This is a genomic window from Pseudoflavonifractor phocaeensis, from assembly GCF_038439875.1.
In the GTDB taxonomy this organism is placed as follows: domain Bacteria; phylum Bacillota; class Clostridia; order Oscillospirales; family Oscillospiraceae; genus Vermiculatibacterium.
This window is the reverse complement of record NZ_JBCDMT010000001.1, coordinates 328610-349407: the sequence shown is the minus strand read 5'-3', so window position 1 is coordinate 349407 and position 20798 is coordinate 328610. Positions and strand designations below refer to the sequence as shown.

Annotated in this window: 19 protein-coding genes; 5 read left to right on the top strand and 14 right to left on the bottom strand. The window is 61.8% G+C overall.

What is annotated here, in order from left to right:
- Positions 1-11: 11 nt before the first annotated feature.
- Positions 12-539 carry a QueT transporter family protein gene (locus AAEU42_RS01750; protein WP_342231799.1) on the bottom strand — a complete coding sequence of 176 codons (528 nt, stop codon included), beginning with the start codon at positions 537-539 and terminating at the stop codon, positions 12-14.
- Positions 540-898: 359 nt separating this feature from the next.
- Here AAEU42_RS01750 and AAEU42_RS01745 point away from each other — a divergent pair, with 359 nt between their 5' ends.
- Together AAEU42_RS01745 and AAEU42_RS01740 are read left to right on the top strand one after the other, a co-directional pair.
- Positions 899-2089, top strand: coding sequence for a mandelate racemase/muconate lactonizing enzyme family protein (locus AAEU42_RS01745; RefSeq protein ID WP_342231798.1), 1191 nt, complete (start codon positions 899-901; stop codon positions 2087-2089).
- Positions 2090-2152: 63 nt separating this feature from the next.
- Complete coding sequence (locus tag AAEU42_RS01740) at positions 2153-3343, top strand: mandelate racemase/muconate lactonizing enzyme family protein (RefSeq protein ID WP_342231797.1); 1191 nt, start codon at positions 2153-2155, stop codon at positions 3341-3343.
- Between the two features lie 83 nt (positions 3344-3426).
- On the opposite strand, the gene AAEU42_RS01735 is transcribed toward AAEU42_RS01740, so the two are convergent.
- From AAEU42_RS01735 to AAEU42_RS01700, 8 genes are all read right to left on the bottom strand, one after another.
- Positions 3427-4368 (bottom strand): AEC family transporter, encoded by a 942-nt coding sequence (locus tag AAEU42_RS01735; RefSeq protein ID WP_342231796.1) that lies wholly within the window; start codon positions 4366-4368, stop codon positions 3427-3429.
- A gap of 85 nt (positions 4369-4453) precedes the next feature.
- On the bottom strand, positions 4454-5734 hold the full coding sequence (locus tag AAEU42_RS01730; protein WP_342231795.1) for a TRAP transporter large permease: 1281 nt from the start codon (positions 5732-5734) through the stop codon (positions 4454-4456).
- Between the two features lie 2 nt (positions 5735-5736).
- Complete coding sequence (locus AAEU42_RS01725) at positions 5737-6291, bottom strand: TRAP transporter small permease (protein WP_342231794.1); 555 nt, start codon at positions 6289-6291, stop codon at positions 5737-5739.
- 85 nt (positions 6292-6376) lie between these two features.
- Positions 6377-7582: a TRAP transporter substrate-binding protein gene (locus tag AAEU42_RS01720; protein ID WP_342231793.1), complete on the bottom strand. Its 1206-nt coding sequence runs from the start codon at positions 7580-7582 to the stop codon at positions 6377-6379.
- Positions 7583-7646: 64 nt separating this feature from the next.
- Positions 7647-8858, bottom strand: a complete 1212-nt coding sequence (locus AAEU42_RS01715) for a TRAP transporter substrate-binding protein (RefSeq protein WP_342231792.1) — start codon at positions 8856-8858, stop codon at positions 7647-7649.
- A 31-nt stretch (positions 8859-8889) separates the two neighbouring features.
- On the bottom strand, positions 8890-10098 hold the full coding sequence (locus tag AAEU42_RS01710; protein WP_342231791.1) for a mandelate racemase/muconate lactonizing enzyme family protein: 1209 nt from the start codon (positions 10096-10098) through the stop codon (positions 8890-8892).
- Positions 10099-10146: 48 nt separating this feature from the next.
- Entirely contained in the window at positions 10147-10920 is a 774-nt protein-coding gene (locus AAEU42_RS01705) for a FadR/GntR family transcriptional regulator (protein WP_342231790.1), read from the bottom strand.
- Between the two features lie 40 nt (positions 10921-10960).
- Entirely contained in the window at positions 10961-12160 is a 1200-nt protein-coding gene (locus AAEU42_RS01700) for a mandelate racemase/muconate lactonizing enzyme family protein (RefSeq protein WP_342231789.1), read from the bottom strand.
- Between the two features lie 560 nt (positions 12161-12720).
- On the opposite strand from AAEU42_RS01700, the gene AAEU42_RS01695 reads away from it, so the two are divergent.
- The 3 genes from AAEU42_RS01695 to AAEU42_RS01685 all read left to right on the top strand — a co-directional run bounded on the left by AAEU42_RS01695 (position 12721) and on the right by AAEU42_RS01685 (position 14205).
- On the top strand, positions 12721-13461 hold the full coding sequence (locus AAEU42_RS01695) for a FadR/GntR family transcriptional regulator (RefSeq protein WP_342231788.1): 741 nt from the start codon (positions 12721-12723) through the stop codon (positions 13459-13461).
- Positions 13462-13592: 131 nt separating this feature from the next.
- Positions 13593-13997 (top strand): hypothetical protein, encoded by a 405-nt coding sequence (locus AAEU42_RS01690; protein ID WP_342231787.1) that lies wholly within the window; start codon positions 13593-13595, stop codon positions 13995-13997.
- Position 13998: 1 nt separating this feature from the next.
- Positions 13999-14205: a helix-turn-helix transcriptional regulator gene (locus AAEU42_RS01685; protein WP_342231786.1), complete on the top strand. Its 207-nt coding sequence runs from the start codon at positions 13999-14001 to the stop codon at positions 14203-14205.
- Between the two features lie 47 nt (positions 14206-14252).
- On the opposite strand, the gene AAEU42_RS01680 is transcribed toward AAEU42_RS01685, so the two are convergent.
- The 5 genes from AAEU42_RS01680 to AAEU42_RS01660 form a co-directional block, all read right to left on the bottom strand.
- Complete coding sequence (locus tag AAEU42_RS01680) at positions 14253-15368, bottom strand: 4-hydroxybutyrate dehydrogenase (RefSeq protein ID WP_342231785.1); 1116 nt, start codon at positions 15366-15368, stop codon at positions 14253-14255.
- Positions 15369-15386: 18 nt separating this feature from the next.
- A complete protein-coding gene (locus AAEU42_RS01675; protein WP_342231784.1) occupies positions 15387-16664 on the bottom strand; it encodes an L-cysteine desulfidase family protein in 1278 nt (425 codons plus the stop codon).
- 29 nt (positions 16665-16693) lie between these two features.
- Positions 16694-17878 carry a M20 metallopeptidase family protein gene (locus tag AAEU42_RS01670; RefSeq protein WP_342231783.1) on the bottom strand — a complete coding sequence of 395 codons (1185 nt, stop codon included), beginning with the start codon at positions 17876-17878 and terminating at the stop codon, positions 16694-16696.
- Positions 17879-17981: 103 nt separating this feature from the next.
- Positions 17982-19388, bottom strand: a complete 1407-nt coding sequence (locus AAEU42_RS01665) for a YfcC family protein (protein ID WP_342231782.1) — start codon at positions 19386-19388, stop codon at positions 17982-17984.
- A 92-nt stretch (positions 19389-19480) separates the two neighbouring features.
- Positions 19481-20575: a M24 family metallopeptidase gene (locus AAEU42_RS01660; protein ID WP_342231781.1), complete on the bottom strand. Its 1095-nt coding sequence runs from the start codon at positions 20573-20575 to the stop codon at positions 19481-19483.
- Between the last annotated feature and the right edge of the window lie 223 nt (positions 20576-20798).

Below are 20798 nucleotides of genomic sequence, written 5' to 3'. Positions count from 1 at the left end.
TCGAAACAAACTTACACGGCGGGCAGCCGCCGTTCCGGGATAGCGCCCCGCAGGAATTTCACCCGGGGCAGAAGCTTGAGCAGGATGGTCCCCAGCACGTAGCAGGCCAGGGCCTCCCCAATGACAAAGGTGACGGCGTTAAAGCCGCAGGCCGCCCAAAAGGCGGCGTTGATTGTCCCTGTCTCGGCCCAGGCCCACATGGGACACAGCACCACCATGTTCACCAGGATGGGGGGCACCGCCGCCAGATACCACTTGGGCATCTTCATGGTCAGCCAGGCCGCCACGGCGGTGGCCAGGGTGCCGAAGACAATATCCACCGGGCCGTAGGGGGAGAGCAGGTTGGTGATGAGACAGCCCACCGCCAGCCCCGGCGCCGTGGCCGGGAAGAGGAAGGGCAGGACGGTGAGGGCCTCCGCGAAGCGGACCTGCACCACGTTGAAGGTGAGGCCGAAGATGTTGCCGAAGTAGCCCATCACGGCGTAGAGGGCGGCCACCATGGCCGCCAGGGTCAGGTCTTTGACGGAAAATCTGCGCATGAAAAAATACCTCCATTTTTTGTTTAGAGTACGCGCGCCGCGCACAGCGGCAGGGGTCCCTTTCCCCGGGGGCATGGCGCAAGCGCCCCCGGACGGCATTCTCCCTACCGGTTGGACTGGGTGGGGAACCAGTCGAAGGAATTATACCATACGTCCCTGAAAAAGAAAAGGCCGGTTTTCCCGTCTGTTCCCGGCCCTTTCCCCGTCCCATTGACTTTTTTCACAAAATGGGCCCACCCGTTTTTCCGCTTTCTCCAAACTTGCGGAAATGCGTTGACTTTTCCCTCCCGCACTCGTACAATATCTACATAGCGAACAACTAATCAACTCGTTCAATAATAGTCAGGAGCGTGGTGCGTATGAAGATCACTAAAGTAGAGGTATTCCGCCTGCCCACCGCCAACAACAAGCAAAACAGCCCCATCGGCTGCCGCATCCACACCGACAGCGGCCTTCGGGGGGACGGCGAGGCCGGGATGGCCTACGGCGTGGGCGGCACCGCCGCCTTCGGCATGGTCTGCGACCTGGCCGGGCTCATCATCGGCATGGACCCTCTCCAGACCGAGCTTATTTGGGAGACCATGTACAAAAAGACCTTCTGGGGCCAGAACGGCGGCCCGGTGGTCTTCTCAGGCATCGCCGCCATCGACGTGGCCCTCTGGGACATCAAGGGCAAGCACTTCGGCGTGCCCTGCTATCAGCTTTTGGGCGGCAAGGTCCGCGACAAGCTGCGCACCTATGCCAGCCAGCTCCAGTTCGGCTGGGGCCAGGTGGGGGTCAGCGACCATGTGTGGGCGGTCACCGACGAGGACTACGCCAACAATGTGCGGCTGGCTGTGGCCGAGGGCTTTGACGCCGTGAAGATCGACTTCTTCGACCGGGACGAGGAGGGCAAGCCTCTGGACTTCCTGGACACCACCGGCTTCCTCACCCCCAGACAGCTCAAGATGGTGGAAGGGCGCATGAAAGCCGCCCGGGAGGCCGCCGGGGACGAGGTGGACATCATCATGGAGAACCACTCCTACCCCGACGCCCTGGGCGCCGTCCAACTGGCCAATCTGGCGGAGAAGTACCATGTCCTGGCCTTTGAGGAGCCCAACACTCCCTCCACCCAGACCATGGAGTACATTGCCAAATACACCAGCATCCCCATCGCCAACGGCGAGCGGCTCTACTCCCGCTGGCAGTACGCCGACTATTTCAAAAAGAACCTCCTCCAGCTGGCCCAGCCGGACATCGGCAACTGCGGCGGCATCAGCGAGGTGAAGAAGATCTGCGACATGGCCCACGCCTTTGACGCGGGCGTCCAGGTCCATGTGGCGGGCAGCCCCCTGGCCACCAACGCGGCCCTCCATGTGGAGTGCACCATCCCCAACTTCATCATCCATGAGCACCACACCTGCAACCGCATGGATACCTGCCTGGGGCTGACCAAATACAACCTCCAGCCTGAGGGCGGCTTCTTCACCGTCCCCGACCTCCCCGGTATCGGCAATGAGTTCCTTCAGGAGGCCATCGACAGGGCCCTCCTCTATCAGGTCATCGAGTGATCCCTTCCCCTGCCCCGGCTTTTCCCAGGTCCATATACCCGCCCAGTGAAAAGGAGGAAAACTATGAAAATCACCAGCGTTGACGTGATCCGCACCAATCCCCCCGCCGAAGGCATCGTGGTCGCCTGGTCCCCCGTCTTTGTCCGCATCAACACCGACGCGGGCATCTGCGGCTACGGCGAGGCCGGCGTGGCTTACAGCTCCGGCCCCGACGCCGCCGCCGGCATGATCGCAGACTTCGCCAAGTACATTATCGGCATGGACCCCACCCACACCGAGGAGATTTGGAACCGGCTCCACCGGGACACCTTCTGGGGCATGGGCGGCGGCACCATCGTCATGTCCGCCATCAGCGCCATCGACATCGCCTGCTGGGACATCAAGGGCAAGAAGCTGAACGCACCCGTCCACGAGCTGCTGGGCGGCAAGATGAACACCAGGCTGCGGGCCTACGCCAGCCAGATCCAGACCGGCTGGGGCCCCGAGGCCGTCTCCCTGGCCGACCCCGCCGACTACGCCCAGGCCGCCCGGGACGCCATGGCCGACGGCTACGACTGCGTGAAGGTGGACCCCGTGGGCTTTAACAAAAACGCCGTGTGGATGGAAAAGAGCTGGAACACCAGGGGCCTCCTCACCGACGAGATGCTGGACGTGGCCTACCAGCGGGTGGCCGCCATCCGGGAGGCCGGCGGGCCCGACCTGGGCATCATCATCGAGCTCCACGCCCTCACCGACACCAACTCCGCCATCCAGCTGGGCAAGCGGCTGGAGCCCCTCAACTGCTTCTATTACGAGGAGCCCACCCAGCCCTTGAACCCGGACCTCTTCGCCGTCATCGCCCAGAATATCTCCATCCCCCTGGCCGCAGGCGAGCGCATTTACAGCCGTTGGGGCTACCGTCCCTTCTTCGAGAACCGCTCCCTGTCGGTCATCCAGCCCGACCTGTGCAACTGCGGCGGCCTGAGTGAGGGCAAGAAAATCTGCGACATGGCCCATGTGTATGACGTAGGGGTGCAAATCCACATCTGTGGCGGCCCCATCTCCACCGCGGCGGCCCTCCAGCTGGAGGCGGTCATCCCCAACTTCCTCATCCATGAGCAGCACCACAACGCCCTCCTCAAGGAAAACATCGACATGTGCACCTACGATTATCAGCCCAAGAACGGCTATTTTGAGGTCCCCGACCTGCCCGGCATCGGCAACGAGGTCACCGAGGAGACCATCCGCAGTTCCAAGGTGATTACGGTCAAATAAAATTGCCTCCCACATCTCTCTTCTAAAAGCAGGACGCCCGAGACGAAAGTCCCGGGCGTCCTGCTTTTCCTTTTTTACGGGGGTCACCCCAGCCAGCGCACCATCCAGCCCATCACCAGCGGCATGGTGAACATGCTGGCCACGGTGGTGACCAGCAGCCCGCCGGAGGCGTACTCCGCGTCCGTGCCGTACTCCTTGGCCTGGATGCACACCGTAATCATGGACGGTAGCATGGCCATGATGCCCACCATCATGATGTGCATGTCGTCGACGGGCAGCAGCCAGTGGATGAGCCAGAAGACGCAGATGGGGGCCAGCACCAGCTTTACCGGCAGCATCCCATAGAGCTGCCAGCGCTTCAAGAGCTTTGCCGCCCCCCGCCGGGCGATGTCCGCCCCAATGTAGAAGAGCCCCAGGGGCTTGCTCATATCCCCGATTCCCGCCAGGGTGGCCTGGATGGGAGCCGGGAACTTGAGCCCCAGCAGGAGCATGGCCATGGCGATTACCATACAGACGTTGGTGGGAGAGGCCAGCACCTTCCAGTCCCGCTTCTCTCCCCGCCCCGCCGGGTTGAGCAGGATGGGGGCTACGCCGAAGAGCATCACCGTATCCATAATCATGTAGGTGGCCATGAAGAGGGCGGTGTCGTCCGGGAAAAGGATAAAGAGCAGCGGGTAGCCCACGAAGGCGCTGTTGGGCAGGCCGCACACCGCCAGGTGGACGTTGAGGGTGGGCTGTTTCAGCCCCATGGCCTTTCCCGACAGAAACGCAAAGAGCATGTGGACGCCGAACATGAGCACGATGGCCAGCAGGACCCAGCCCATGTGCAGGAGCTGCTCTGGAGTCCCCGCCACGGGCAACTTGGCCAGCAGCATGGCGGGCAGCACCAGCCGCATGATGAGGGATGGGACGGCGTCGATCACCTCGTCCTTCACCAGTTTGGTCCGCGCGAAGGCGTAGCCGATGACCAGCAGCGTGAAAAAGCTGACCATCTGCTCTTGTAAAATTGCCAGTTCCGTTTCCAACTTTTCACCTCCCAAAACAAGCGGAGGGCGGGCCGACACGCTCGGCCCGCCCTCTGTAAAACTACTGCTCAGGGGAAGGAAACATTCATCGGAATAGCGTCAATATCCCGAGGGATACCTGTGGGATATACGTGACGACCAACAGCGCCACGAACATTGCTATGATAAGCGGCATGGCCTTCTTGGCGATCTTCTCCATGGGGATGCCCGTCATGCCGGAAGCCACGAACAGGTTGCCGGCCACGGGCGGGGTGACGAAGCCGATGGCCAGGTTGATGGTCATGATGAGGCCGAAGTGGATGGGGTCCACGCCGAAGGGTTTCAAGGCCTGGAGCAGGATGGGCGAGAAGATGATGTTTGCGGAGGTGGTGTCCATCACCATGCCCACGAAGACCAGGAACACGTTGACGATGAGCAGGACCACGATCTTGTTGTCCGTCAGGGAGAACAGGAAGCTGCTCAGCGCTCCGGGCACGCCCATCAGGGCCAGCACGCCGCCCAGGGCGGCCGCGGGGGCGAAGGTGAGCATGATGCCGCCCACGAAGGTGGTGTTCTTGTAGAAGATCTTCCAGATGTCCGCGAACTTCAGCTCTTTGTAGATGAACAGGCCCACGAACAGGCTGTAGAAGATGGCGACCACGGCCGCCTCGGTGGGGGTGAACACGCCGCCGTAGATGCCGCCCAGGATGATGACGGGCAGGAACAGCGCCCACTTGGCGTCCCACAGGGCCTTGCCCAGCTCACGCCAGCTGAAGGCGCCCTGGCCGTGATAGCCCTGCTTGTGGGAGATGACAAGGTTGGTGAGAATGAGCAGAGCGCCCACCACCAAGGCGGGGCCAAGGCCCGCCAGGAACAGGTCGCCGATGGAGGTGTTGGTGGCGACACCGTAGACCACCAGCGGGATGCTGGGGGGCACGATGATGCCCAGGCCGCCGGCCACGGCGGACAGGCCGGTGGCGTAGGTGCGGTCATACTTGGCCTTCACCATGTAGGGAATCAGGATACCGCCCATGGCGGCGGTAGTGGCCGGGCCGGAGCCGGAGATGGCGCCGAAGAACATACAGGCCACCACGGTGGCGGTGCCCAGGCCGCCGGTGGTGTGGCCGATGAGCTTGTTGGCCACGTTGACCAGCCGCTTGGACAACCCGCCCGTCTCCATCAGGGAGCCCGCCAGCATGAAGCAGGGGATGGCCACCAGGGGGAGGGACTCAAAGCCCGAGTACATCTGCTGGGCGATGAAGGATAGGGAAGTGATGTTGAAGCCGCCGATGACCGTGGCAATCATGCCGAAGCCAAGAGCAATGCCTACCGGTACGCCGATGGCCAGGAGCACGACGGCTACCAACGCCAATACTGCGATTGCCATACTCACTCACCTTCCTTTCCGTCGGTCTCTTCCACCAGCATGGCCTGCATGGCGGCCAGCTCGGCCGCCGCTTTCTTCTCGCCGGTGGGGTCGTCCTGGTAATCCTTCACCCGCTGGATACAGTCCTGAATGAGGCGGATGACCATGACAATGAACAAAATGGGCAGCCAGATATAGATGGCGAATTTCGGGATGCCGGTGACCGCCGCGGCGGTGCCGTTGTTATAAAGCTGCATGACCAGGGGCATGATGCCGAAAAGCATGATGCCGTTAAAGGCCATAAAAATGCAGTTGTCGATGATTTCCAAAATCATGCGGCCCTTCGGCTTGAAGCGGGAAATCAGGATGTCCAGCCGCAGGTGCTGCCGGGTGCGGACGGCGCCCGCAGCGCCGAAGTAGATGGACAGGATGAACAGCATCAGGCAGACCTCTTCCGCCCACTTGATGGAATTGCTCAGCACATAGCGCCCGATGACGTTGGCAAACAGGATGCACACCATGGCCAGGGAACACACCGTGCCGATGTACACTTCGAAATTGTTCAGCACTTTCTTCATACGCTACCTCCTCCAACGGCAGCCAGGTCCAGCAGGTCAGACACGCCAGACCCGGCCCAGCCGTTTCAATGCTCTCTCGGGGAAATTACATACCGCTGACGACGCCCTCGATGGCGGTGCGGACGGAATCCCAGTACTCCTGGCCCATCACGCCGCCGGCCTGATCCCACATGGTCATGGCCTTTTCCTTGAAAGCCTCCTGGGACTCGGGGGTCAGCTCAGTGATTTCAAAGCCCGCGCTGGCCAGGTAATCCAGCATCTGCTCCTCACAGTTGATGAGGTCCTTGCCGGACTGCTCCTGGGACTTGGCGGCGGCATCCTGGATGGCCTGCTGCATGTCCGCGGGAAGGCTCTGATAAAACTCGTAGTTCATAGCCGTGGCACCGGCGGTATACAGGTGATTCGTCAGGGTCATGTACTTCTGGACTTCCACGTAGTTCTGCTCAAAGATATTGGAAACAGGGTTCTCCTGGCCGTCCACGGTCTTCTGCTGGAGGGCTGTAAACAACTCGGAGAAGGCGATAGGGGTAGGAGAACAGCCCAGGGCCTCGAACATGGCCATATGCAGGTTGTTGTTCTGCACCCGGATCTTCAGGCCTTTCATATCGTCCAGGGTCGTGATGGGCCGCTTGTCGTTGGTAATGTGGCGCATGCCGATGGCGCCCATGTTCAGCACCAGAAGCCCGGTATCGTCCAGACACTTCTGAATCATCAGGTCACGGGCGGGGCTGCCCTCGGCGCAGACGGCGATTCCGGCCTCCAGATCGGGGACCAGGAAGCCAACGTCCAGGGGGGTGAAGGCCTTGGTATACTCGAAGTAAGCGCCCACGTTGTAAGAGGCAATCTCAAAGTTCTTGGCCTGCAGACCGCCCAGAATCTGGTCGGCGGTGCCGCCCAGGGTGCTGTTAAAGAAAAGCTGAATCTCCACCCGGTCACCCATGGCCTTTTTCAGCTCGATGAAGAAGCGCTTATCGCCCCGCAGAGAGGGGGACTCATCACAGGAGCGGTTCACGCAGGCATAGCGCAGGACAACCTTGTCGGGGTTTTCGGACTTGTCCTGGATGTGGTCCCAAATCTCCAGATCCTCGTCGGTAAACCACTGGGAGCCCAAGGAGACAGCGAAGGCCGTCAGGTCTACGATATTGCCGTCGGCATCCCGGCCGTCCTCCGTCACTGCGGCCCCGCTTCCACCGCCCTTATTGTCCTTCCCTCCGCCCCCGCCGCAGCCGGTCAGGGCAACGGAGAGCATCATGGTACAGGCCAGAAGCATTGCAAGTGTTCTCTTTTTCATATCGCACCTCTTTCTTCCGGCAACGGGAAGCCCGCTCCCCTTCACCGAATTTCTAAGCACATCGTTACATCTTACTGACAACATCTTCAATGGCGGTGCGGACGGAGTTCCAGTAATCCTCGCCCATTACGCCGCCGGCCTCATCCCACATGGACATGGCCCGGTTCTTGAATTCTTCCTGGGCCTCAGGGGTCAGCTCGTTGACCTGCATGCCGGCACTCTTCATGTAGTCCAGCATAGCGGCCTCGCAGTTGAGCAGGTCCTTGCCGGACTGCTCCTGGGCCACGACGCAGGCGTCGTCGATGATATCGCGCACATCCTGGGGCAGGCTCTGATACCACTCCTCATTGACCACGGTAGCCGCCGCGGTGTAGAGGTGGTTGGACAGCGTCATGTACTTCTGGACCTCCACGTAGTTCTGCTCAAAAATATTGGAGATAGGGTTCTCCTGGCCGTCCACGGTCTTCTGCTGGAGGGCAGTGAACAGTTCGGAGAAGGCGATGGGGGTGGGGGAGCAGCCCAGCGCCTCGAACATGGCCATATGCAGGTTGTTGTTCTGCACCCGGATTTTCAGGCCCTTCATGTCCTCCAAGGTCTCGATGGGCCGCTTATCGTCGGTGATGTGGCGCATCCCGATGGCGCCCATCATGAGCACGCGCAGACCGCAGTCGTCGATGCAGCGCTGGACCATCAGGTCACGGGCCTCACTGCCGGGGGCGCAGACCGCGATGCCGGCCTCCAGGTCCGGAATCAGGAAGCCAATGTCCAGGGGCGTAAAGGCTTTGGTATACTCATAAAAAGCGCCCACGTTGTAGCTGTACCCCTCAAAGCTCTTGGCCTGCAGGCCGCCCAAAATCTGATCGGCGGTGCCGCCCAGGGTGCTGTTGAAATAGAACTGGAACTCGATGCGGTCGCCCAGCGCCTTTTTCAGCTCAATAAAGAAGCGTTTGTCGCCCCGCAGGGTGGGGGCCTCATCCATGGAACGGTTGACCAAGCCCTGACGCCACACGATTTTATCGGGGTTGTCGGACTTGTCCTGAATGTGCTCCCAAATCTCCAGATCCTCGTCAGTAAACCACTGGGCACCCAAGGAAACAGCGTAGGCGGTCCGGTCTACAATATTGCCGTCGGCGTCCCGGCCGTCCTCGGTGACAGCGGTATTGCTTCCGCCACCGCCGCCGTTGCCGCCTTTATCCTTTCCACTGCCGCAGCCGGTCAGGACAAGGGACAGCATCATCGTACAGGCCAGGAGCATTGCAAGCGTTCTCTTCTTCATAATGGTATCTCTCCCACTTCTCAGTTCACGCTTACGCGTAAGGATTGGTGGTAATGGTGATCTTCTCCACGGCCTCGGCCATAGCCTTGTCGGTGAGCTCCTGGCCGATGCCCGGGCGCTCGGGGACCTCGAAGTAGCCGTTGACGGGCTGATAGTCCCACTTGCACAGGTCGATGTTCTCCTGGAGCACGGCGGCCTCGTGATGCTCGTGAATGACGAAGTTGGGGATGACGGCTTCCAGCTGGAGGGCGGCGGCGGTGGAGATGGGGCCGCCGCAGATGTGGATCTGGACGCCCACGTCATAGGTATGGGCCATATCGCAGATCTTCTTGCCCTCGCTCAGGCCGCCGCAGTTGCACAGGTCGGGCTGGATGATGCCCAGGGAGTTCTGCTCGAAGAAGGGACGGTAGCCCCAACGGCTGTACACCCGCTCGCCGGTGGCCATGGGGATATCCACGTTGTCGCCGATCTGCTTGAACAGGGTGTGGTTGAGGGGCTGAGTGGCCTCCTCGTAGTAGAAGCAGCGGTACTTCTCCAGCTCCCGGCCCAGCTGGATGGCGGTGTTCCGGTCGGTGAGGGCGTGGAGCTCAATGATGATGTCCAGCCCCGGCCCGCCGGCCTCCCGGATGGCCGCCACGCGGTCCACGGCCAGCTTGAGCTGCTCATACTGGAACAGACCGCGGCTGTCCCAGCCGTCGGGCATCCATCTGCCGTCGGGATCAAAGCCCACGGGGTCGACCTTGACGGCGGTATAGCCCTCGGCCATAGCCTTGCGGGCGGCCTCGGCGTACTCCTCCGGCTTGGACAGGCTGTGGCACTCCTTGCCCCAGTCGAACTGAATCTGGCTGGCGTAGGCGCGCAGCTTGCTGTTGGTCTTGCCGCCCAGCAGTTGGTAGACGGGCACGCCCAGCTTCTTGCCCTTGATATCCCACAGGGCGATATCGATGGCGCTGATGGCGGCAAAGATGACGCCGCCGCCGCCCATGCCCCAGAAGGTCATGCGGTGGAGCTTGTTCCAGACGGCCTCGATGTTCATGGGGTCCATGCCGATGATGAGCTCGCCGAAGTCCACGCAGCAGCTATAAGCCGCGCGGTTGGTATTGCCGTAGCACAGGCCGGCCTCGCCGAAGCCGGAGATGCCCTCGTCGGTGTTGATGCGCACACAGATGGGGTGCCAGGGAGTCCCCGCGACGCTGGGGCGGCCGTTGAGTTTAAATACGTCTACGCTCGTGATTTTCATAAATAGTTCCTCCTCAAACAATTTTCCAAATCATCAGGCTCACGCCTGTTATGGACGCTGTAAATTTTTTAGGTTCTGCATCTGCCTGCCGTACTCCTCGCCGCTGACGTGGTGGTCGATGTGCATCAGATAGGCGTTGCAGCAGGCCTGGGCGTCCCCCTGCTTGATGGTGTCCAGGATGTACTGGTGGAAGGTCCTTCCGTCGGGCACGTAGTCCTGTTCCGGATTGGCCCGGATACGGGAGGGAATGATCATCTCCAGGTGCTTGGCCACGGCCCCCTGGGCGGCGTTGAAGGCCAGGGTATACATGCTGTTGTGGGCGGCCCGGCACAGGCTGTAATGGAAATCCAGATCTATCTGCACCCGCCGCCGCAGGACCTCTCCCTCCGGAACGCCTCCCTCACGGATGACCTCCAAATAGTTGTCACAGGCTTTCTGCATCGCCTGGAAGTCTTCCTCTCCCGCGTACCGGCAGGCCAGCCGGGCGCACTCGATCTCCAGCAGCTTTCTGAACTCGCACACGTCCTCCAGCATCTCGTCCGTCACATAGAGGTCGCTGACGGCGTCCAGGTAGGAGTGGAGAGAAAACTTTTTGGCGAAGGTCCCGTCCCCCGCCCGGATGGTCACCAGGCCGTTGGCGCTGAGCTTTTGAAGGGCCATGCGGACGGTCAGGCGGCTGACGCCGAACATCTCCGCCAGCTCCGCCTCCGTGGGCAGGCGTTCTCCCGGCTCCCACGTGCCGTTCATCAACAGCTGGCGCAGCTTCTGTTCCACCTTGTCGTTGAGCGTCTCCCGCTTGATCTTCAGGCTCCTGGTTTCCATTCGTTCACCTTTTTCCGCGCTGTGTCCGCGCTGTATTGTATTACTGAACGGTGACCACCTCACTGTTGGCAATGGCTTCCTCTGTCAGCTCCTGCCCGATACCCGGCCGCTCCGGGACCTCAAAATATCCGTCCTTGGTCACATAGTCGTATTTGCAAAGGTCGATATTGTCCTGGATGAGCGCGCTGGCGTGCAGCTCGTGGATGACGAAGTTGGGGATGACCGCCTCCAGCTGGAGGGCGGCGGCGGTGGAGATGGGGCCGCCGCAGATATGGACCTGGACCCCGATGTCGTATACGTGGGCCATATCGCAGATTTTCTTGCCCTCCGTCAGGCCGCCGGTGTTGCACAGGTCGGGCTGGATGATGGCGATGGAGCGGTCCTCCAGGAAGGGCCGGTAGCCCCAGCGGGTATACACCCGCTCGCCGGTGGCCAGGGGGATGGGCACCTTGGCGTTGATCTCCTTGAAGAGCTCGGCGTCCAAGGGCTGGGTGGGCTCCTCATAATAGAAGCACCCCAGCTCGGCCAGCTCCCGTCCCAGCTGGACGGCGGTGGTGGTGTCGGTGAGGGCGTGGAGCTCGATGATGATGTCCAGGTCCGGCCCGGCCTCCCGCATGGCGGCCACCCGGGCCACCGCCAGCTTGAGCTGCTCCTTCTGGAGAATCCCCCGGCTGCTCCAGCCCATCCACACGCCGTGGGGGTCAAAGCCGATGGGGTCCACCTTGACGGCGGTGAAGCCGTCGGCCATGGCCTTTCGGGCCGCCTGGGCGTACTCCTCCGGCTCCACCAGGGAGTGGGAGACCTTGCCCCAGTCGAACTGGAGCTGGCTGGCATAGGCCCGGAGCTTGGAATTGGTCTTTCCCCCCATCAGCTTGTAGACCGGGGCGTTGAAAACCTTGCCCTTGATGTCCCACAGTGCGATGTCGATGCCGCTGATGCCCGCCATGATGACCCCGCCGTTGCCCATGCCCCAGAAGGTCATGCGGTGGAGCTTGTTCCAGATGGCCTCGCTGTCCAGCGGGTCCATGCCGATGATGCATTTGGCGAAATCCACGCCCATGCCGAACCCGGCCTGCTGGGCGTTGCCGTAAGCCACGCCGATCTCACCGTAGCCGCTGATCCCCTCGTCGGTGTTGATCCTCACACAGACCGGGTGCCAGGGCACATTCCCCACGGCCACCTCGGCGGCCTGGGAAGGGGTTGCAAAGGTTTTGATGATGTCCACACTGGTAATTTTCACAGCCTTGTCTCCCTCCATTTGAAACGAGCTCCGAAACAGTCCTTGCCGTTCTGTTCGTTTATCGCCTTGCATCCGCTTCGCTTAATAGGTTGTTCGCTATCTATATAATAAACATCTTGATATCGTCGGTCAATGCATAATTTCACTGTTTTTCTACAAATTTTTTAGGCGTTTTGCACATTGTGCATCCTAATAAATCCCATATTTTTTGAATCCTGGAACTTCCAATCACTTTATAAATTCCATCCTGCGATAATCCGGCATCCTTGTTACCTCCTGCAAAATCACCCTCCGCACCATATTTTCAGGACACGTTCCGCAAAATCTGATCCCTTTGTCCGGGCCATTTTTCTCCCTGCCACGGCCCTCGATCCTGTTTCTCGTTCCGGAAGGGATCTCAGCGTCCGGGCAGGACGGTATTATTTGTCACAAGAAAATATTGGGAAAACTAGTGACATCTTGCCAGATATCGGCTATACTAAAATCAATATCAGAACTTCTGAAGCAATTAGGTGACAAAAATGGAACAAGAACAGCAAAAACGCCCTGCCGGGCGCAAAATGAAAATCAGCAGGGTATCCATCGTGGATCAGGTATGCGATTCCATTAAGCAGGATATTGCCGACGGCATCTGGAAGGCCGGGGACAGGCTCCCTTCCGAGGCTGAGTTTGCCGAGACCTTCGGGGTCAACCGTCTCAGTGTCCGCATGGCCCTCCAAAAGCTCAGCACCCTGGGCATCATTGAGACCCGGGTTGGGGAGGGTTCCTTTGTCTGCTCTTTTTCCCTCAAGCCCGTCCTCAGCGAAATTTCCATCTTCTACGAGGGCGCCGACCAATATCACGACATCCAGCAGCTGCGCAACCTCCTGGAGTATGAGTGCATGCGTCTGGCCGCTCACACCGCCTCCGAGCAGGAAAAGGCGGAGCTGAAGGAGGCCCTGGACCACTATTACGAGCTGAATCTCAATTACTTCGAGCTGGGCCCGGACAACGAGGAGGCCCTGGAGCTGGCGGTGGACGCCGACTTCAACTTCCACTATAAGGTCGTCAAAATGAGCCATAACAGGCTCTACAAGGACATCTACTTTATGGTCCAGCAGCTTATCCGGGGTCACATCAACCAGCTGGTAAGCGGCCGCACCCGCCGCCGGAAAGAGGCGGGGCTCCCCCCCTTCGGAGACGACGACACCCACAAGAAGATCTACGACTGCATCATCAACTGCGACGAGGACGCCCTCCGCCGGGCCATGGACGAGATGCTGGGCATCATCCCGGTCAAGGGCATGGACATTTTCGACTAAATAAAAAGCGGCCCGCGGAATGATTCCGCGGGCCGTTTTTTTATGTTTTCCCTGTTGACAGGCCAATCAATACGTGATATATTTATCACACACCAAGAGACAAATACATCACTTTTGAGAGGAGCTTTTCTATGACCCGTCCCCTGCTCAGCCTTACCCGCAACCGCCAGATTGGGGCCCTGTGCTGGACCCTGGTCCTGCTGGCCCAGCTGTGCGCCTTTTTCTTCCCCGTCCGGAACCTGCCCCTCCCCCTTCGGATTGCCGTCATGGCCCTTCTACTGGGAATCGTGGCGGTGACCGTAGTCACTACTTTAGGCTTTTGGACGGAGAAGGGGGATGAGAGGGCCGAGGAGAACGACAGGAAGGCCAACGCCGCCCTTTTCACCTGCTTTTTCCTGGCTATGGGCGCGCTCGTGCTCACCCTGCGGCCCGGCGCCGCCCTCACCCTCACCCGGGAGGCGGTGGTCCTCCTCTTCTCCGCCGTGTGCCTGGGCAGGGACGTCCTCTTCCTCCTCTATGAAAGGTTCGGCCGCTGATATGCTGGAGACGAGGATCAAAGAATTGCGGGCAGAGCGGAATATGGACCAGATGGAGCTGGCCGCCCTGGTGGGGGTCCGGCGGGAGACCATCGGGCGGCTGGAGAAGGGGCTTTACAACCCCTCTTTGAAGCTGGCTATGGACATCGCCCAGGTCTTCGGCCTGACGGTGGAGGAGGTCTTCACCTTCCGGGAGGAGAAGCCGTAAAAAATGGAAAAAGGCCCGTGGGAGTGTGTCCCACGGGCTTTTTTCGTTTAGTAGAGTTCCTTGTAGATTTTGAGGACCCGCTCCTCATCCAGCGGCACGAAATTGTTGGCCATCAGCCGCCCCTGACTGACGATGACGCTGTGGGCGAACTCCGGCAGGTCGGCCTCGGTGACGCCGTAGTCCCGGAGGGGCTTCTTGGGCAGGATTTGGTTCAAAAGCTCCTCCAGCTTGTCGTACACTACGTCCACGCCGCAGCCCAGCAGACCGGCCAGGTAGGCGTTCATCACCGCGATCTCCCCGTCACTCTTGAGCTCCATATAGTTCTTCAGCACCCCGGTGAACATGGCGTAGTTGCTCTCCCCGTGGGCCACGTGGTACTTGCCCCCCAGGGGGTAGCTGGTGGCGTGGACCGCCGCGCACCCGGCGGTGCCGAAGGCCAGCCCGGCGTAGTTGGAGGCGATGAGGAAATCCTTCAGCAGGGGGAGCCGGGCCTCTTTGCCCTCCTTGGCGATGGTCTGGTAGCCCCGGATAATCATCTCGATGGCCTTGTAGCCGAAGAGCTTGGTATAAGGAGTGGCCTTGGGGGACAGGGAGGACTCCACGGCGTGGACCAGGGCGTCGATGGAGCTGGTGGCGAAAACCCCGAAGGGCAGGCCCTCCAGCAGCTCGGGGATAAGCACGGCGTGGTCGGCGTACATGGCGGGGCCCACCAGGCCCAGCTTGGTGCCCAGGCGGGTGCGGGCCATGATGGCGATGTTGGTCACCTCGCTGCCCGTGCCGCAGGTGGTGGGGATGATGACCAGCTCCCGGTGCTTTGTCAGGTCGGGGGCCGCGTCGTAGAGGGCGTCCACCCCCTCGCCGTCGGAGACGGCCAGCACCTTGGCGATGTCGATGACGGTGCCGCCGCCGATGGCGATGATGCGCTTACAGCCGGTCTTGGCGGCGTCGGCCAGGATAGCGTCCACCATTACGTCGGTGGGCTCGCCGGAGCCGTATTTTTCCTGATAGATGGTGTGGACCTTCAGGCCCATCTGGCCGAAGTAGGGCTCGTAGATGTAGGCGTTGGTGAGGATCAAATCCCCCTCGCCCAGCTGGAATTCCGACGCGAAGGCCTTGCAGGTGTCGAAGCTGTGGAGCGTCGGCTTGAAAATGATCTCCGTCATGGCGGTTCCCTCCCTTTCTTATCTGCCGATCATCATGTTCAGAATTTCGATGTCCGTCTCGTGCATCCCCTTGCGGCCCAGACGTCCCACGTTGCGGATGGTGTCCTCAATATTGTCGGTGAGGATGCCCTCTCCCCCCTGGAAGCCGTCGCCCCGGAAGGCCATCTTGCCCCCCAGGATGGCGGCGTCCAGCGCCGCGGCAATCTTGGCGCCGCAGGAGGGCTTGGCCCCGTCGCACACGATGCCCGCCACGTTGCCCAGGGTGTTGGTGATGGTCTGTTCGATTTGGGCCCGGGTGCCCCCCTGGAGGTAGGTGATGGCGGCGCCCGCGCCGGTGCCGGCGCTCACCGCCCCGCAGAAGGCGGACAGCCGGCCGATGCCGCTTTTCAGATGGGCGGCCATCAGGTTGCTGATGCACAGGGCCCGGTAGAGCTTGTCCTCGGGGACGTTCAGAGCCTTGGCGTACTGCACCACGGGTACAGAGACGGTGATGCCCTGGTTGCCGCTGCCGGAGTTGGCCACCACGGCCAGGTCACAGCCGCTCATCCGGGCGTCGGAGCCCGCGGCGGCCCAGGCCTTGGCCTTCACCTCCACCCGCTCGTCGCCGTAGAGCTCCAGAAGGTTCTTGCCCACGTTGGCGCCGTAGGGGTTGGTGAGGCCCTCCTGGGCGATGGCCATATTGCAGGCGATCTGGTGGTCCAGCAGTTCCTTCACGTCCTCGAGCTTCACCTCCTCGGCAAAGTCCAGTATGCCGCCCACGCTCATGAAGTCCCGCTTGTGGTCGGCGGCGCCGTCGTCCAGGCCGTAGGCCTGAGCCAGCACGTCCACGCCGTTCTTGACGATGTGGACGATGTTGGTGTGCTTGTCCGCGATCTCCACGCTGACGGTGTCCTCCCCGGCCCGGGCCTCCAGGCAGATGTACAGGTTGGCCACGCCCTCGGCCAGCTCCACGGTACACATCCCACCAGCCACCAGGGCCCGGGAGCGCTCAATCTGCTCGGCGGTGATGGGCACCAGCACCTCCAGCTGCCGCTCGGGGTCGCCCCCCAGGACGCCCAGGATGGCCGCCACCTCCACGCCCTTCTGGCCGCCGGAGTTGGGAACCGTAACCCCCTTCACGTTCTTGATGATGTTGCCGCTGCACCGGACCACCAGCCGCTCCGGCTCCCGGCCCAAGTGCTTCCGGGCCACGGCCCCCGCGTAGGCGATGGCGATGGGCTCGGTGCAGCCCAGGGCGGTGACCAGCTCCTCCTCCAACACCTGGATGTAGCCGTCATAACATTTCTTGTCCAACATAATCCGTTTTCCCCTTTGTCTCTATAAAATTATAGGCCCATCTCTTCCAGCCAGCGGGTGGCGCAGTGGGCCATCACGGCCGCCCCCCGATAGAATACCGTCTCGTTGTGCTTGACCTTGGGGTTATGCTGGCCGTAGGGCCAGACGGTCTCCTCGTCCGGGCCCGCGCCCAGGAAGAAGTACCCCGCCGGCACCCGCTGGGCCACGCAGGCGAAGTCCTCGGAGCCCACCTTGATAAACGGCTCTTTCACATAACCCTCCCCGAAAAGCTCGTCGGCGTAGCGGCGGACCTTCTCGTAGAGCGCCGGGTCGCACCGCAGGGCCTCCAGCCCCGCGTCCCGGAAGGTGAGCTTGGCCTCCCCCCGGTAGGCCCGGGCGATGCCCTCCACCACCTGGGCCATCCGCTCCTTGAGCAGGGAGCGCTGGCCCTCGTCGTAGGTGCGCAGGGTCCCCCGCATCCGGGCGGTGTCGGGGATGATGTTGTAGTTGTGCTCCCCGCCGGCGTCCACCGAGGTAACCGAGATGACGTTGGTCTGGGTAGGGGTGGCCTCCCGGCTGATGAGGCTTTGGAAGGCCAGCTCCAGGTGGGCCAGGATGTGGATGGGGTCGATGGCGTCGGCGGGCCGGGCGGCATGGCCGCCCTTGCCGGTGATTTGGACGTCAAAGCTGTCGTTGGAGGCGAAGGCGGGACCGCAGCCCGCCGTCAGGTAATTGAGGGGCATCGTGGCGTCGATGTGGAGGGCCAGAGCGGCGTCCACCCCCTCCAGGGCCCCGTCGGCGATCATCTCCCGGGCCCCGATGCCTACCTCCTCGCCGTACTGGAACATGAGGACCACCCGGCCGGGCAGGTCCTTTTCATTTTCTTTGAGCATCCGGGCGGCGCACAGCAGCATGGCCACGTGGGTGTCGTGGCCGCAGGTGTGGGCCTTGTCGGGATAGGGGGAGGCGAAATCCAGGCCGCTGTCCTCCCCCATGGGGAGGGCGTCCATGTCCGCCCGCAGGAGGATGGTGGGACCCGCCTCCCGGCCCAGGCGGGCCAGCAGACCGCATTTGCCGCAGCGGCGGTAGGGGATGTCCAGCTCTTTGAGCCGTCCCGCCACGTAGGCGGAGGTCACGGGGAGGTCGTCGGCCAGCTCCGGGTTTTGATGCAGATAGCGGCGGTCGGCCTGGAGCTGGGGCTCCAGCTCCTTGGCGCGTTCCAGATAAGAGCGCAAATTCGCCGCCTCCTTTCTATAGTGATAATTGAGAAAAGGAGGCCGGGCGTCCTGAGGACTGCCCGGCCTCCGGGCCTTGCAGGGATGTGAGAGAAATTCTGTCTTAGAAGGGCCCCAGCTTGATGGTGGCGGCGATGAAGAGCATGATGAAGCCGATCACCATGTAGGAGGCGTAGTGCCGGATGGCACGGCGCATGTACTGGGGATAGGTGATGCCAGAGATGGCGCAGGCGCCCATGATGGAGGCGTTCATCGGCAGCAGCAGGTTGGAGAAGCCGTCGCCGTAGAGGAAGGCCATGACCACGGTCTGCTGGGTCAGGCCCAGCACGTCGCCCAGGGGGCTCATGATGGGGATGGTGGCGGCGGCCTGGCCGCTGGAGGAGATGATGAAGCAGTTCAGCACGGACTGCACCAGCAGCATGGCCATGGCGCCGATCTGGGTGGGCAGGCCCACCACCAGGGAGGACAGGGCGTGGACGATGGTGTCGGTGATGTTGGCGTCGGCCAGGATGACGCTGATGCCCTTGGAGAAGCCGGTGACCAGAGCGCCCACCAGCACCACCTTGGCGCCGTCCACGAAGGTAGAGGCAATCTTGTTGGCGTCGTACCCGGCGGTGAGGCCGATGACCACGGCCATGATGATGAAGATGGCGGGGAACCGGGTCTTGAAGTCCCAGCCGGCCAGGGCGGCGTAGACGATGGTGCAGATGCCCAGCAGGAACTCCACGAGGCACAGCTTCCGGCGGGTGGTCAGCTCCACGATCTCGGCCTCCTGCTCGCTGGCGTTGCGCTCCAGGTCATAGCAGTAGCTCTTGGTGGGGTCCTTCTTCACCATCCAGGCGTACCGGACGGTCCAGAAGGCGGCGGCGGCAAAGAGCAGCACGGCGCCCAGGATCCGGAACCAAAGACCGGAGGACAGGACGGGCAGGCCCACAAGGCTCTGGGCGGTGCCGGTGGAGAAGGCGGAGAAGAGGCCGGTGCAGTAGCCGGTGGAGGAGGCGATGGTGACGATGCACAACCCCGTCATGGCGTCAAAGCCCATGGAACGGGCGATGAGGATGCCCAGGGGCAGGAAGGCCAGCATGGACTCGCCGTTGCCGGTGATGGCGGGCAGCATAAAGAAGGGCAGCATCAGCAGGGGGATGAAGAAAATGCCGCCCCGGCCCTTCAAGGTCTTCATGAACTTGCCGATGAGGGCCCGGGTGGACTGGGTGGACTCGATGACGTGGAAGGAGCCGCCGATGATGAGCACCATCCAGGCGATCCAGCCGGCCTCGCTCAGGCCCCGGGGGATGGCCACGAAGACGTCAAACAGGTTGGCGGGGTTGGACTCCACCACGTGGTAGGAGTTGGGGTCCACCACCATGCGGCCGGTCAGGGCGTCCTCCACCCGGACATACTCGCCGGCGGGGACCACCCAGGTCATGACGGCGGCCACGCAGATCAGCAAAAAGATGATGACCAGCGAGTGGGGGAACGCGCGTTTTTTCTTGGTTTCCAGGGTTTCCATGTAATTCCCTCTCTTTCTTGTCTCTTTACATGCTCTCTCGTACATGTAAAGGTATTGTGCAAAAACCGGGGGGTTCCCGGAGGATGCCGAAGCTAGAATACCCGCAGCTCCCGGGGGACGCTGTGCAGGATCTCAAGGCCGTTTTCCGTGATGAGAGCCTGGTCCTCGATGCGCACCCCGAACTTTCCGGGCAGATAGATGCCGGGCTCGATGGAGAAGGCCATGCCGGGGGCGATGACGGTGTGTTCCCCCTCCTGGGCGGAGGGACCCTCGTGGCCGTCGATGCCGATGCCATGGCCGGTGCGGTGGGTGAAGAACTCCCCGTAGCCCTTGGAGGCGATATACCCCCGGGCGGCCCGGTCCACCTCCTGGAGCTCATTGCCCAGCCGGGCGGCCTCCCGGCCCTTATACTGGGCCTCCAGCACGATGTCATAGACCTTCCTGAACTCATCGGAGGGCTCCCCGAAGTGGACGGTGCGGGTCATGTCGGTGTTGTAGTTTTTCCAGTTGCCGCCGAAGTCCACCAGCAGGCATTGGCCCTCCTCGATCACGGTGTCCGCCGTGGCGTGGTGGGGCACCGCCGCCTCCGCTCCCACGGCCACGATGCCGCTGGGGAGCTTGAGGCCCAGGCTGGTCATCTCGAAGGCCAGCTGGCCCATGAACTGGCCCTCGGTCTTCCCGAGCCACCAGCGGCCCCGGTCCAGCACCGCCTCAAGCGCCTGACTGGCCAGACGGCAGGCGGTGCGCATACACTCCCGCTCCGCCTCATCCTTATAGATCCGAAGGGGGTCTGTCAGGCCGCCGCCCAGCTCCAGCCGGGCGCCCTTCAGCGCCTCCAGCAGGGGGAGCACGAAGTGGGCGGGCAGCTCCTTGCTCACCGCCACCCGGCCGGTTGGGTACCCCTGGGCGGCCAGCTGGTCCGCCAGCAGCGCCACGGCGTCCTCGCCGTCGCCCCAGAGGAGGGCCCCCTCCTGGATGGGCAGCTGGCGCAGATAGAGCCGGTTGGCCACGAAGAAGGGCTTGCGGCCCGGAGAGAGCACCAGCAGAAGCAGACGCTCGTCGGCCTTCACACCGTACCCGGCCAGATATTTTAAGGTAGAGCCGGGGCCCACCAGGAACAGCTCCACGCCCTGGCGCTCCATTTCCGCCAGGACTTTGCCGATCCGGGCCTCGAACTGTATCTGCACGGACCTTCCTCCTCTCACTCTTTCCGAATTATTTCAGGAGCGGCGGCGGGCGGGCCCATGTGACCTGTTTCGCCGCGCTTCTCTCAACGCTGCTATTATAGCATCCCCTTCCCCAGATTTAAATACCATTCTCAAAATAAAATACGATTTATACTATTTTCACAATATTTGTATAAAAAATATATTACATCTGCATATTGTATTTTTTATCGGCATCAAGTAT

Coding starts and splice junctions, on each gene's coding strand:
- AAEU42_RS01690 (WP_342231787.1), top strand. CDS start 13,593: ATGACCCGTCCCCTGCTCAGCCTTACCCGCAACCGCCAGATTGGGGCC.
- AAEU42_RS01680 (WP_342231785.1), bottom strand. CDS start 15,368: ATGACGGAGATCATTTTCAAGCCGACGCTCCACAGCTTCGACACCTGC.
- AAEU42_RS01675 (WP_342231784.1), bottom strand. CDS start 16,664: ATGTTGGACAAGAAATGTTATGACGGCTACATCCAGGTGTTGGAGGAG.
- AAEU42_RS01730 (WP_342231795.1), bottom strand. CDS start 5,734: ATGGCAATCGCAGTATTGGCGTTGGTAGCCGTCGTGCTCCTGGCCATC.
- AAEU42_RS01695 (WP_342231788.1), top strand. CDS start 12,721: ATGAAAATCAGCAGGGTATCCATCGTGGATCAGGTATGCGATTCCATT.
- AAEU42_RS01720 (WP_342231793.1), bottom strand. CDS start 7,582: ATGAAAAAGAGAACACTTGCAATGCTTCTGGCCTGTACCATGATGCTC.
- AAEU42_RS01705 (WP_342231790.1), bottom strand. CDS start 10,920: ATGGAAACCAGGAGCCTGAAGATCAAGCGGGAGACGCTCAACGACAAG.
- AAEU42_RS01665 (WP_342231782.1), bottom strand. CDS start 19,388: ATGGAAACCCTGGAAACCAAGAAAAAACGCGCGTTCCCCCACTCGCTG.
- AAEU42_RS01685 (WP_342231786.1), top strand. CDS start 13,999: ATGCTGGAGACGAGGATCAAAGAATTGCGGGCAGAGCGGAATATGGAC.
- AAEU42_RS01715 (WP_342231792.1), bottom strand. CDS start 8,858: ATGAAGAAGAGAACGCTTGCAATGCTCCTGGCCTGTACGATGATGCTG.
- AAEU42_RS01710 (WP_342231791.1), bottom strand. CDS start 10,098: ATGAAAATCACGAGCGTAGACGTATTTAAACTCAACGGCCGCCCCAGC.
- AAEU42_RS01725 (WP_342231794.1), bottom strand. CDS start 6,291: ATGAAGAAAGTGCTGAACAATTTCGAAGTGTACATCGGCACGGTGTGT.
- AAEU42_RS01740 (WP_342231797.1), top strand. CDS start 2,153: ATGAAAATCACCAGCGTTGACGTGATCCGCACCAATCCCCCCGCCGAA.
- AAEU42_RS01745 (WP_342231798.1), top strand. CDS start 899: ATGAAGATCACTAAAGTAGAGGTATTCCGCCTGCCCACCGCCAACAAC.
- AAEU42_RS01750 (WP_342231799.1), bottom strand. CDS start 539: ATGCGCAGATTTTCCGTCAAAGACCTGACCCTGGCGGCCATGGTGGCC.